Annotated in this window: 12 protein-coding genes; 7 read left to right on the top strand and 5 right to left on the bottom strand. The window is 61.2% G+C overall.

Going from position 1 to position 12,724, the window contains the following annotated elements; translation table 11 throughout:
• The first annotated feature begins 126 nt into the window (after positions 1-126).
• The 6 genes from KKQ10_RS05040 (at position 127) to KKQ10_RS05015 (ending at position 6,300) form a co-directional block, all read left to right on the top strand.
• Positions 127-1,515 (top strand): M16 family metallopeptidase, encoded by a 1,389-nt coding sequence (locus KKQ10_RS05040; RefSeq protein WP_215500433.1) that lies wholly within the window; start codon positions 127-129, stop codon positions 1,513-1,515.
• A gap of 192 nt (positions 1,516-1,707) precedes the next feature.
• Positions 1,708-2,736 (top strand): DUF5924 family protein, encoded by a 1,029-nt coding sequence (locus KKQ10_RS05035; RefSeq protein WP_215500432.1) that lies wholly within the window; start codon positions 1,708-1,710, stop codon positions 2,734-2,736.
• Between the two features lie 55 nt (positions 2,737-2,791).
• On the top strand, positions 2,792-3,940 hold the full coding sequence (locus KKQ10_RS05030; protein WP_215500431.1) for an ABC transporter permease: 1,149 nt from the start codon (positions 2,792-2,794) through the stop codon (positions 3,938-3,940).
• Complete coding sequence (locus tag KKQ10_RS05025) at positions 3,937-4,740, top strand: ABC transporter ATP-binding protein (protein WP_215500430.1); 804 nt, start codon at positions 3,937-3,939, stop codon at positions 4,738-4,740. Before KKQ10_RS05030 ends, KKQ10_RS05025 begins: the two co-directional genes overlap by 4 nt.
• Before the next feature lies 1 nt (position 4,741).
• Positions 4,742-5,680, top strand: coding sequence for an MlaD family protein (locus KKQ10_RS05020; protein WP_127649435.1), 939 nt, complete (start codon positions 4,742-4,744; stop codon positions 5,678-5,680).
• Complete coding sequence (locus KKQ10_RS05015; protein ID WP_127649434.1) at positions 5,677-6,300, top strand: ABC-type transport auxiliary lipoprotein family protein; 624 nt, start codon at positions 5,677-5,679, stop codon at positions 6,298-6,300. The genes KKQ10_RS05020 and KKQ10_RS05015 overlap by 4 nt, the downstream gene beginning before the upstream one ends.
• A 121-nt stretch (positions 6,301-6,421) precedes the next feature.
• Here the strand turns inward: KKQ10_RS05015 and KKQ10_RS05010 are convergent, their stop codons facing one another.
• The 5 genes from KKQ10_RS05010 to KKQ10_RS04990 form a co-directional block, all read right to left on the bottom strand.
• Positions 6,422-7,651, bottom strand: a complete 1,230-nt coding sequence (locus KKQ10_RS05010; RefSeq protein WP_127649430.1) for a spore maturation protein — start codon at positions 7,649-7,651, stop codon at positions 6,422-6,424.
• Positions 7,652-7,920: 269 nt separating this feature from the next.
• Positions 7,921-9,252, bottom strand: a complete 1,332-nt coding sequence (gene gltP / locus KKQ10_RS05005; protein ID WP_215500429.1) for a glutamate/aspartate:proton symporter GltP — start codon at positions 9,250-9,252, stop codon at positions 7,921-7,923.
• A gap of 700 nt (positions 9,253-9,952) precedes the next feature.
• On the bottom strand, positions 9,953-10,417 hold the full coding sequence (locus KKQ10_RS05000; RefSeq protein WP_127649426.1) for an inhibitor of vertebrate lysozyme family protein: 465 nt from the start codon (positions 10,415-10,417) through the stop codon (positions 9,953-9,955).
• A gap of 2 nt (positions 10,418-10,419) precedes the next feature.
• Positions 10,420-10,584: a DUF1328 domain-containing protein gene (locus KKQ10_RS04995; RefSeq protein ID WP_003177151.1), complete on the bottom strand. Its 165-nt coding sequence runs from the start codon at positions 10,582-10,584 to the stop codon at positions 10,420-10,422.
• 72 nt (positions 10,585-10,656) lie between these two features.
• Complete coding sequence (locus tag KKQ10_RS04990) at positions 10,657-10,941, bottom strand: hypothetical protein (RefSeq protein ID WP_215500428.1); 285 nt, start codon at positions 10,939-10,941, stop codon at positions 10,657-10,659.
• 426 nt (positions 10,942-11,367) lie between these two features.
• Here KKQ10_RS04990 and algB point away from each other — a divergent pair, with 426 nt between their 5' ends.
• Positions 11,368-12,714 carry a sigma-54-dependent response regulator transcription factor AlgB gene (gene algB, locus KKQ10_RS04985; RefSeq protein WP_016986437.1) on the top strand — a complete coding sequence of 449 codons (1,347 nt, stop codon included), beginning with the start codon at positions 11,368-11,370 and terminating at the stop codon, positions 12,712-12,714.
• Positions 12,715-12,724 lie beyond the last annotated feature (10 nt).

Here is a 12,724-nt window from a genome sequence, read left to right as displayed (position 1 = left end):
AGGGCGCTATCGCGAGCAGGCTCACTCCTACAGGGGGAACGCGTTTCAAATGTAGGAGTGAGCCTGCTCGCGATGAGGGCCTGACTGACGACACGGATCTCCAAATCAGCCGTACGGAAGCCTGTTATGCGTTGCCTGTTGTTCGCCTGTCTGTTGCTCGGTTCCCTGCCCGCCTTCGCCGTTGATCGATTTCAGGTCGAAGGCTATGCGCTGCCTAACGGTTTGCAGCTGTTGCTCAAGCCGGGCACCGAACGCGGGCACGTGGCGATCCGCCTGGTGGTGGGCGTCGGTCTCGACGATTTCGATTGCGATGAAAAAGAGCTGCCGCATCTGCTCGAGCACCTGCTGTTCAGCGGCGTCGACGCCACTGGCGAAGGTGGCCTCGAGGAGCGCATGCAGGCGCTGGGCGGCGAGTGGAACGCGTTTACCAGCAACGCCGACACCACGTTCGTCATCGAAGCCCCGGCGAAGAACCAGCGCAAGGTCCTCGACCTGCTGCTCGACCTGCTGACCCAGACCCGCATCGACGACAACGCGATCAACGCCGCCAAACGCGTGGTCGAGCGCGAAGACGGCGGCCATTACACGCGCCTGCAACGCTTCCTCGACCGTCAGGATCTGGGCCACACCGCGAGCAATCAACTGGCAGTGGAGCTGGGCCTGAAATGCCCGCAACGGGCCGAGGTCGGTCACCTGACCCAGCAGCAACTGGAGAAGGTGCGCAAGACTTGGTACGCGCCGAACAACATGTCCCTGATCGTCGTCGGCGAGCTCGATAAACTGCTGCCGGCCTATCTGGAACGTACCTGGGGCGCACTTGAAGCGGTGGATCCGGCCGAGCACCGTGAGCTGCCGGACATCCGCACCAGCGCCGCCCATGAGCGCACCCTCACCCGTGGCTTCATCGGCGACAGCGCCAAGTTGCACTGGCTGGTGCCGGAGCCGGTGCTGGACGATCAGTACGACGAGACGTTCGACATTCTCAAGGACTACCTCGACTGGGCGCTGTACCGGCAGATTCGCCTGAACCACGGCTTGTCCTACGGACCGTGGGCCGAGCGCGAAGTGTTTGGCGGAGTCGGCTTCATGAGCCTCAACGCCGACGTGGATCGCGATGACGTCGCTGAAGCCCAGCAGGTGCTGAAAGACCTCAAGGCCGACCTGCTGAAAAACGGCCTCGATCCCGACACCTTCGCCCGGATCAAACAGGCTGCCATCGCCCATCAGGCCTGGGCGGTGCAAGGCAACAGCGCGATGGCTGATTACTACTGGAGCGCGCTGGGCGACTACGAGGACGGGCGTTTTGCCAATCCTGCCCGGGAGCTGCAAGGCGTGACGCTGGAGACGGCGAACAAGGCCATGCGCGAATTGCTGTTGCAGCCGGGGTATCTGCGAATCGAGAAACCGTTGCTGAGTGATGATGAGGTGCTTTGGCTGATTGCCGGTGGTTTGGGCGTGGTGTTGCTGGTGCTGATTGGCTGGCGCCTGCGCCGCCGCAAGCCAGTCGAACATTGAATCTGTAGGAGTGAGCCTGCTCGCGATAGCGGTGTATCAGGCAATATCAATTGTGGGCGTAAGACCGCTATCGCGAGCAGGCTCACGCCTGCAGGGGAATGTGTTGTGTTCAGGTGACCGCCAACCTCGCCACAGACGCCAGCTGACGGTACTCTGTCGGGGTTTTTTCCTACCCAGTCGTGAACCGCCAAAATGCCGAAAATACCCCTCCTGATCCAGCGCATTCTCGAATTGATAAAGCGCTACCCCGGGGTCATTGCGCTCGGCGGGTTCATCTCCGGGGTCGGCAGTTTCATTCTGGTCGATCGTCAGCAAGGGCTGGCGAGCTGGATCACCCTCATCATGCTGCTCAGCTGGATCTGGCTGATGCTGGAAAACACCCTGACCGGGTTGTTCACCCGCATCTTCAAGCGGGAAATCCCCCAGCCGCTGCTGCGTTACGCAACACAGATGATCCACCAGGAAAGCCTGTTTTTCGTCCTGCCCTTCTTCTTCATCACCACGACGTGGAACAGCGGCCAACTGATCTTTACCGGCCTGCTGTGCATCGCCGCGCTGATCTCGATTGTCGACCCGCTCTATTACAAATGGCTGGCGCCACGGCGCTGGGCGTTTCTTGCGCTGCACACCCTGACCCTGTTCGCCGCCCTGCTCACCGCGCTGCCGGTGATCATGCACCTGACCACCGCACAGAGTTTCAAATGGGCGCTGGGCACGGCGGTGGTGCTGTCGTTCCCGAGCCTGGCGTCGATCTTCCCGATCCGCACCGTGCGCAACGCGCTGGCGATCCTGTGCATCACCGTCGGTATCGGCGCGGTCGGCTGGACCCTGCGCTCGTGGGTGCCGCCGGCCACGTTGTGGATGACCGACGTGGCGATCAGCACCCAATTGCAGGACCGCACCCCCGGCGACAGCCTCGACGAGGTCAGCGCCGAGCAGATCCGCAACGGCGGCCTCTATGCCTACACCGCAATCAACGCGCCGCGCGGGCTGGATGAGCGGATCTACCACGTGTGGCAGTTCAACGGCCAGGAAGTCGACCGTATTGCCCTCGACATCCATGGCGGGCGCAAGGAAGGCTACCGTGCCTGGACCCACAAGCAGAACTTCCCCGGCAACCCGGTGGGCAAGTGGCAGGTGCGAGTGCTGACCGAAGACGGTCAGGTGATTGGCGTGCTGCGTTTTGCAGTAACGGACAGCACAGCGATCAAAGAAAAGTAATCCGGTTCGTGCTATTACGTATGCCAGCGTATTTAGCCGAACAAGCACGGAGCTTATGACCAGCAGCTCGATGACCGGTAATGCCCAACTGGACACGTCGCTCAGCCCTGCCCGCCTGCGGGTGTCCGGGGACTGGACGCTTGCCCATTACGCCGACCTCAAGCACCTGACCGGAAAACTTAACGGCCAGTACGACGCCAATACCGTGGTTGACCTCAACAGCCTCGGCGCCCTCGACACTGCGGGCGCGTCCCTGCTGGTGGAGTTGCTCGGTTCCGAGCGCCTGGGTAAATCCACCGAACACCCCGACTGCACGATTTCCCCGGCTGACCGCGCGTTGCTGCAAACCGTGTATCGCTCGCTGACCGATTTTTGCGTGCCGATCAAGGAGCCGGAAGTCAGCGTCAGCGTGCAACTGTTGTCCCGCATCGGGCGCGCGGTGGAAACGATCTGGCAGGACACCCTGCAAGTGCTGGGTTTCATTGGCCTGATCCTCGAAACCATCGCCCGCAGCCTGTTCCGCCCCACGCGCTGGCGCATCACCCCCGTCGTCGCACACATCGAACAGACCGGCCTCGACGCCGCCCCGATCGTGGCGCTGCTGACCTTTCTGGTCGGCGCGGTGGTGGCGTTTCTCGGCGCGACGGTGCTGGCCAGTTTCGGCGCGACGATCTTTACCGTGGACCTGGTGGGGTTCTCGTTTTTGCGCGAGTTCGGCGTGTTGCTCACGGCGATCCTGATGGCCGGCCGCACCGCCAGTGCGTTCACCGCGCAGATCGGCTCGATGAAGGCCAATGAAGAGATCGATGCGATCCGCACCCTCGGCCTCGACCCGATGGAGCTGCTGGTGGTGCCGCGCGTGCTGGCGATGCTGGTGGCGCTGCCGATGCTGACGTTTCTGGCGATGCTCTGCGGCATCATCGGGGGGGGCGTGGTGTGTGCGGTATCGTTGGGGATCTCGCCGGCGATGTTTCTCTCGCTGCTGCAAAGCGACATCGGCATCCAGCATTTTCTGGTCGGCCTGGTGAAAGCGCCGGTCTTTGCCTTTCTGATTGCGACGATCGGTTGCCTGGAAGGCTTCAAAGTCAGCGGCAGCGCCGAATCGGTCGGCGCACACACCACGTCCGCCGTGGTGCAGTCGATTTTCGTGGTGATCGTGCTCGACGCGGTGGCTGCGCTGTTCTTCATGGAGATGGGCTGGTGAGTCGTCTACCCCGCGCGCCCTCGGAGGCGGTGATCGAAGTCCGTGGCCTGTGCAATCGCTTCGGCAGCCAGAGCGTGCACGAGAACCTCGATCTGGATCTGTACAAAGGCGAGATCCTTGCCGTGGTCGGTGGCTCCGGCAGCGGCAAATCGGTGTTGCTGCGCAGTATTGTCGGTTTGCGTCGGCCCAGCGAAGGCAACGTGACAGTCTTCGGCCAGAACCTGCCGAGCCTGTCCGAACACGAGCGCTCGCTGGTCGAGCGGCGCTTCGGCGTGTTGTTCCAGAAAGGCGCGCTGTTCTCCTCGCTGACGGTGACCGAGAACGTCGCCCTGCCCCTGATCGAGCACGCCGGCCTGAGCCGCAACGACGCCGAGCATCTGGCGGCGGTGAAACTGGCACTGGCCGGGTTGCCATTATCGGCGGCGGACAAATACCCGGCCTCGCTGTCCGGCGGCATGATCAAGCGCGCCGCACTGGCCCGGGCGCTGGCGCTGGACCCGGACATCCTGTTTCTCGACGAACCCACCGCCGGCCTCGATCCGATTGGCGCGGCGCAGTTCGATCAACTGATCCTGACCCTGCGCGATGCGCTGGGCCTGAGCGTGTTTCTGGTGACCCACGACCTCGACACGCTCTACACCATCACCGATCGTGTGGCGGTGTTGGCGCAGAAGAAGGTGCTGGTCGCCGGCCCTATCGACGTGGTCTCGGAAACCGATGACGCGTGGATTCACGAATACTTCCACGGCCCGCGCGGCCGCTCGGCGCTGGACGCCGCCAAATTGCTCAACGAGGTCTGACATGGAAACCCGAGCCCATCATGTGTTGATCGGCCTGTTCTCGGTGATAGTGGTGGCAGGCGCCCTGCTCTTCGGCCTGTGGCTGGCCAAGTCCAGCGTCGACACCGAGTTCAAGGATTACGAGATCGTCTTCAACGAGGCGGTCAGCGGCCTGTCCAAGGGCAGCCCGGTGCAGTACAGCGGGATCAAGGTCGGCGACGTGGTCAACCTGCGCCTCGACCCGAAAGACCCGCGTCGGGTGCTGGCGCGGATTCGTCTGGGCGGCGACACGCCGGTCAAGGAAGACACCCAGGCCAAACTGGCATTGGCCGGGATCACCGGGACCTCGATCATCCAGCTAAGCGGCGGCACCCCGGAGAGTCCGAAACTGCGCGGGCATGACGGCGAATTGCCGACTATCGTCGCGGCACCCTCGCCCATTTCCCGGCTGCTCAACGACAGCAACGATTTGATGACCGGCATCACCGCACTGCTGAGCAATGCCAACCAGATGTTCTCCCAGGAGAACGTCGAGCGCGTCAGCAACACTCTGGCGCATCTGGAGCAGACCACCGGCTCGATCAATGATCAACGCGGCGACTTGCGTCAGGCCATGCAGCAACTGGCGAGCGTCGGCAAGCAGGCCGGCAGCATGCTTGAGCAAACCTCGGCGCTGATGCGCAATGCCAACGGCCTGCTCAATGATCAGGGCAAGCAGGCGCTGGGCAGTGCCGGGCAAGCGATGAAGTCACTGGAACAGAGCAGCGCCACCATCAACGACCTGCTGAGCAAGAACCAGAACTCCCTCGACAACGGCATGCAGGGCCTCAATGGCCTGGCCCCGGCCATCCGCGAACTGCGCGAGACCCTGACTTCGCTGCGCGCCATTTCTCAACGCCTGGAGGCCAACCCCAGCGGTTACCTGCTGGGCAGTGACAAGAACAAGGAGTTCACGCCATGAAGCTGACTCGCCTCGCCCTCTTCGCCGCCAGCCTCACGCTGCTCAGTGCGTGCTCGATCCTGCCCAAGGCTGAGCCGTCGGACGTTTATCGCCTTCCCGCCGCGCAAGCGCCCGCCTCGGCCAGCTCAGCGGCGACACAGCGCTGGTCGCTGCGCCTGAACAAACTGCAGGCCAGCGAAGCGCTGAACCGGCCGAGCATCGCGGTGATTCCACAGGGTGACGTGATCAGCAGCTACAAGGCCTCGCGCTGGAGCGATCCGGCGCCGGTGCTGGTGCGCAACCGGCTGCTCGATGGCTTTGCGCGTGATGGCCGGGTGACGCTGCTCAGTACCGATGACAGCAACTTCGCTGCGGATCTGGAGCTGGGTGGCAGCTTGCAGGCCTTTCAGACCGAGTATCAGGGCAATCAGGCCAGCGTTGTAGTGCGGGTCGATGCATTGCTGGTACGCGGTTATGACCAGCGGATTCTGGCGAGCCGGCGCTTTGAAGAGCGTCAGCCGCTGAGCGATGTCCAGGTGCCGGCGGTGGTTGCAGGGTTTGGGCAGGCGAGTGATCGGCTCACCGCGAAGGTTGTTGCCTGGGCGGTAGATCAAGGCCAGAAAGTCGCCCCCAGCCCTTAAGCCTCACACAATCCCTTGTAGGAGTGAGCCTGCTCGCGATAACGGACTGACAGTCACCGATGATGGTGACTGATAAACCGCTATCGCGAGCAGGCTCACTCCTACAGTTTTTGATTTGTGGTTAACCGAAGAACCAGTAGCAGACGCCAATCGCGCCGAGCACGCCAGCCAGCTCAGCCAGCAGCGCACACCCCACCGCATGCCGCGCCCGCTGAATCCCCACCGCGCCGAAATACACCGCCAGCACATAGAAGGTGGTCTCGGTACTGCCCTGCACCGTCGCCGCCACCAGCGCCGGGAAGCTGTCTACGCCCGAGGTCTTCATGGTCTCGATCAGCATCGCCCGCGCAGCGCTGCCGGAAAACGGTTTGACCATCGCCGTCGGCAACGCATCGACAAAGCGCGTGTCCCACCCGGCCCACTGCACCAGATGGCGAATGCCATCGAGGCCGAAGTCCAGCGCTCCGGAAGCACGCAGTACGCCAATCGCGCAGAGCATCGCCACCAGATACGGCAGCAGGTTCTTGGCGACATCGAAGCCCTCTTTGGCGCCCTCGACGAACGCCTCGTAGACCTTGACCTTGCGTAACGCGCCGATCACCAGGAACAGCATGATCAGGCCGAACAGCGTCAGGTTGCCGAGGATCGACGACAGCCCGGCCAGCGCCGTGGCCGACATCGTCGCCAGCAACGCCATGAAGCCGCCGAGGATCAGTGCCCCGGGAATCAGATAGGCCAGCACCACCGGGTCCCAGATGCGCAGGCGCTGCATGAACGCCACCGAGAGGAAGCCGACGATGGTCGAGCAACTGGTCGCCAGCAGGATCGGCAGGAACACCAGGGTCGGGTCCGGCGCGCCTTGCTGGGCGCGGTACATGAAGATCGTCACCGGCAACAGGGTCAGGGAGGATGCGTTGAGCACCAGGAACAGGATCTGCGCGTTGCTCGCGATGGTCGCGCTGGGGTTGAGTTCCTGCAGCGCTTTCATCGCCTTGAGGCCGATCGGCGTGGCGGCGTTGTCCAACCCCAGGCCGTTTGCGGCGAAGTTCAGGGTGATCAGGCCCAGCGCCGGGTGACCGGGCGGGACCTCCGGCATCAGCCGCAGGAACAGCGGCCCGAGGACCTTGGCCAGCCATTCGACGATCCCGGCCTTCTCGGCAATGCGCAGGAAGCCCAGCCACAGGGTCAAGGTGCCGAACAGCAGCACCATCACCTCGACCGATAGCTTGGCCATGGCAAAAATGCTTTCCACCATCGCCGCAAAAATCCCGGCGTTGCCGCCGCCCAGCCACTGCACCAGCGCAGAGATGGCTGCCACGACGAAGAAGCCAAGCCACAGGCCATTAAGCATCAGTCAAATCCCCCGGAAGATGCGGCGAATGATAGCGGGGTCGCCAGAAACGACAAACCCCGGATTTCTCCGGGGTTTGTTTGTTCGGCGTGTATCGATCCCTGTGGGAGGACTGTGGCGAGGGGGCTTGCCCCCGTTCGGCTGCGAAGCAGTCGTAAATCTGCTGATACGGTGTGTCAGAAAATGCCAGGTCGCCAATTCTCGGGGGCTCTTCGCACCCCAATGGGGGCAAGCCCCCTTGCCACAGGGATCGGTGCGAGGGTTTGATCTCAGTTCTTGGAGATTTCGCCAGCCGGCAGTTTTTCCTTGCTGCGCCAGTGCGGCAGGGAGTTCCAGTAGCGCTGGCCCTTGGCGTCGTCGTACATGCCTTCCCAACGCGCGATAACCAGTACCGCCAAGGCGTTGCCGATCACGTTCAGTGCGGTACGGGCCATGTCCATGATGCGGTCGACACCGGCGATGAACGCCAGGCCTTCCAGCGGAATACCGACGCTGCCCAGGGTGGCCAGCAGCACCACGAAGGACACGCCCGGTACACCGGCGATGCCTTTGGAGGTGACCATCAGGGTCAGCACCAGCAGCAGTTGCTGGCTGATCGACAGGTCGATGCCGTACAGCTGGGCAATGAAGATCGCCGCGATGGACTGGTACAGGGTCGAGCCGTCGAGGTTGAACGAGTAACCGGTCGGCACCACAAAGCTGCAGATGGCTTTCGGTGCGCCGTAGGCTTCCATCTTCTCGATGACGCGTGGCAGCACGGTTTCCGAGGAGGCGGTGGAGTAGGCCAGGACCAGCTCATCCTTGAAGATGCGCATCAGCTTGATCACCGAGAAGCCGAACAGCTTGGCGATCAGGCCCAGCACCACGAAGGCGAAGAAGGCGATGGCGACGTAAACCAGGATCACCAGCTTGGCCAGCGGCAGCAGCGAGGCGAAGCCGAAGTTGGCGACGGTCACCGCGATCAATGCGAATACGCCGATCGGGGCGTAGTTCATGATCATGTGGGTGACTTTGAACATGCTTTCCGAAACGCCCTGGAACATCTTCACCAGCGGCTCGCGCAGGTCCGACTGCAGGCTCGACAGACCGAGGCCGAACAGCACGGAGAAGAAGATGATCGGCAGCATCTCGCCGCGGGCGATGGCCGCGAAGATGTTCGACGGGATCAGGTTGAGGATGGTCTCGATGAACGCGTGTTCATGCTGCACTTCGGCGGCGGTCGCCTGGTACTTGGAGATGTCCACCGTGCCCAGGGTGCTCATGTCGATGCCGGTACCCGGATGGAACAGGTTGGCCAGCAGCAGGCCGACGATGATCGCGATGGTGGTGACGATTTCGAAATAGATGATCGTTTTCAGGCCGATCCGCCCGAGTTTCTTGGCGTCGCCTACACCGGCGATGCCGACGATCAGGGAGGAGATGACGATCGGGATCACGATCATCTTGATCAGACGGATAAAGATATCGCCTGCCGGTTGCAGGACGTTGCTGATCCACCAGGCTTTCTCGGCGCTGAAATGGTTGAGCAACGCACCAATTGCAATCCCTAAAACCAGACCGATGAGGATCTGCCAGGCGAGGCTGAGTTTTGCCTTCTTCATTATCTTTACCCTTACTTGCGTTTGACTCAGGCACATGCAGGAACTGGAACGCTCTTTAGCGGAAAAGTCTGTGCATCTGCCTCCGTATAAGGTGCCCCGAAGCGCGTGTTTACGGCTCTTCGGCAGGCGAAAAAAGGCGCAACTATTCCGATGCAAGGTTGCGCCGTCTAATGCCGTAAACGCCTACCCTATGCCGAATCGGCATGAGTTTTTTTAAATGAAACAGGCGTCCCAACCGGTTCGATTACGACATTTCAGCCGCCATAAGTGCCGTGAACCGGCCATTCCAGCTTGGGTTGGTTATTTTTTGAACGAGTAAATTTGGCGAAAAATTTAAGAAAAAGCCTACATTTGCAGACTAGAAGTCCCACTGTTTAAAAGGACTCTTTCTCGATATACGGTCACCAGGAAACACGGCGAAATATTTTCGCGCGCAGTCTGAACCATAAAAAGACGAGCAGAACGCTCTAGATCAATGTTTTGTATCGCAAAAAGCTCAGCGCAAGTCCGTCGAGCCGCCGAGGGCCGGCGAACCTGCGTCGCAGCTTTTACCCTGACCCGGCCCTCGCGCAGGCACTCCCTGTACCCGTAGGTCACTCCGACCCTGCAACAGTCAGAACGTCCCGGCCCCCTGGTCATGCGCCGACCTTCCTCGGGCGGGCGCAATAAAGAACAGCAGGGCGCTGTCCTCATGTTCGAATCAGTACCAGTTCGGGTCTTTCTTCAGGGTTTCCATCAACAGATTCTGCATGCCCTGATCCGGTTTGCCGAGGAAGCGGTAGGTGGCATGTCGCGTTGGCGACTTGTCGGCCGGCAGTCCTTCGGGCACATCGACAAGCATGGCGTAGGCATCCTTCTTGTCGAAGCTGAACGCTACGATCAAGCGGTGGTTGAGGCACTTGTCTGCGGATTCGCAGAGCGGCCCCACCAGATACTTGTCGCCGTCTTCCGTCACGGCATTCATCTGCTGGTCTGGCGCACCGGACAGGTTCATCACCCATTCCGGCAGGCGTTCTTCATGTTTGACCACGCCTTGCCAGGTTTCCCGGTATTGCGGGTCGGAGCTGAGCAGCTCGTTGACCCGCGCCTGGCCATCATTGGCCGCCATCGCCATGGCACTACCGCCCAGAAGCAGGGCGGCTGCCAGTGTCTTTAAAGCACTCATCGTTAACCTCGGCCGCGACGGCCAAAGAAGAAGGAAGCGATGAACATCACCAGGAACACGACAAAGAGAATCTTGGCGATACCCGTGGCGGTGCCCGCGATACCACCGAAGCCCAGTACGGCGGCGATGATGGCAATGATCAAGAATGTAATTGCCCAGCTCAACATGGTGATTCTCCTTACTTCTCTATTTAGGGATGTTGCGTGTCCCGGCGCGATGCGCCCGAATTCGTTGGTTCGTCAGAAAACCCAGCGCTCTTCACGTGGCAGTTGATCCAGCGGCTGTGCCTGATCGACATCCATCATGCGCATCGAGGCGCTTTCGGCCTGGCTGCTGCTGACGGCACTGAAGTGCGTCTGCGTGCTGTATTGAATCGAGATCAGCGGTTCTGGCTTCTGGCTGTTCTCCCAGCTCAGGTATTGCTGGCAGGCGATCAGGGTGATCAACAGTGCAAGTACGCCAAACAGGCCTTGCTGGATATGCAGTGGCGAGATACGCACTTGGGCGGCACGTTGGCGAGTCATCCTGGGTTCCTCACTCTTATTCGGTTGGGGCAGTGGAATCTGCCCGGGCTGAATGAGTTATTGCAGCCTGCATGCCAGTTTTTTATTTGAAAAATAACCAATAAAATCAACAAGTTACTGGTTATCGGGAAAGCATCTGAGACGCATCCTGCACGATGGGCCATCTACGGTCGTGCGAAATGCATGATTATTTCGTAGGAGATTTCATTCTTATTGAATTGAGAGCGAGCCGCGGAGGTCAGAAAAGGACGCAGGCAAGCACCGGTAAATCGGTGTGTGTGCAGAAAACCAATAAAATCAACGGATTGGCTGTGAGGGCGGGAGAGGGCTACTCTGCTATGTCCGGCATCGTTCAGAATCGACCATGCAACTTGCCCGATTTTTCCGGGACTAACCAAGACCAATCACTTATGGAGCGTAGGAAAAATGGAATCTGCCACTGAGCATCAAGGCCGCATTCTGCTGGTGGACGACGAGTCCGCCATCCTGCGAACCTTTCGTTACTGCCTCGAAGACGAAGGTTATACGGTGGCCACCGCCAACAGCGCGGCTCAGGCCGAGGCATTGTTGCAACGCCAGGTGTTCGACCTTTGTTTCCTTGATTTGCGTCTGGGCGAAGACAACGGTCTGGATGTGCTGGCGCAGATGCGTATCCAGGCGCCGTGGATGCGCGTGGTGATCGTCACCGCGCACTCGGCCGTCGATACCGCCGTGGATGCGATCCAGGCCGGCGCCGCCGATTATCTGGTCAAGCCGTGTAGCCCCGACCAGTTGCGTCTGGCGACCGCCAAGCAACTGGAAGTGCGCCAGCTCTCGGCGCGCCTCGAAGCCCTCGAAGGCGAGATCCGCAAACCCAAGGACGGCCTCGACTCCCACAGCCCGGCGATGAAAGTCGTGCTGGAAACCGCGCGCCAGGTCGCGAGCACCGACGCCAACATTCTGATTCTGGGCGAGTCCGGTACCGGTAAAGGGGAGCTGGCCCGGGCCATTCATGGCTGGAGCAAACGCGAGAAAAAATCCTGCGTGACCATCAACTGCCCGTCGTTGACCGCCGAGCTGATGGAAAGCGAATTGTTCGGCCACAGTCGCGGCGCGTTTACCGGGGCCAGCGAAAGCACTTTGGGTCGGGTCAATCAGGCGGACGGCGGCACGCTGTTTCTTGACGAAATCGGCGATTTTCCTCTGACGTTGCAACCCAAGTTGCTGCGTTTCATTCAAGACAAGGAATACGAGCGGGTAGGGGATCCGGTCACTCGCCGTGCCGACGTGCGCATTCTCGCCGCGACCAACCTCAACCTTGAAGACATGGTGCGCGACGGTCGCTTCCGCGAGGACCTGCTGTATCGCCTCAATGTGATCACCCTGCATCTGCCGCCGTTGCGCGAGCGCGCCGAGGACATCCTGACTCTGGCGGATCGCTTCCTTGCGCGGTTCGTCAAAGAGTATGCCCGTCCGGCCCGGGGCTTCAGTGACGAGGCGCGGGAAGCGCTGCTCGGCTATCGCTGGCCGGGTAATATCCGTGAGCTGCGCAACGTGGTGGAGCGGGCGAGCATTATCTGCCCGCAGGAGCGCGTGGAAATCAGCCACCTCGGCATGGCCGAGCAACCGGCAAACAACGCGCCACGGGTTGGTGCTGCGCTGAGCCTGGATGAGCTGGAAAAAGCCCACATCGGTGCGGTGCTGGCGACCGCTGGCACCCTCGATCAAGCGGCCAAGACCCTGGGCATTGACGCGTCGACCCTGTATCGCAAGCGCAAGCAGTACAACCTGTGAGCGCCCGGCG

It is taken from the genome of Pseudomonas sp. MG-9 (genome assembly GCF_018729515.1).
Lineage (GTDB): Bacteria > Pseudomonadota > Gammaproteobacteria > Pseudomonadales > Pseudomonadaceae > Aquipseudomonas > Aquipseudomonas serboccidentalis.
The sequence above is the reverse complement of the archived record's forward strand: the minus strand, read 5'-3'. Positions and strand labels throughout refer to the sequence as shown.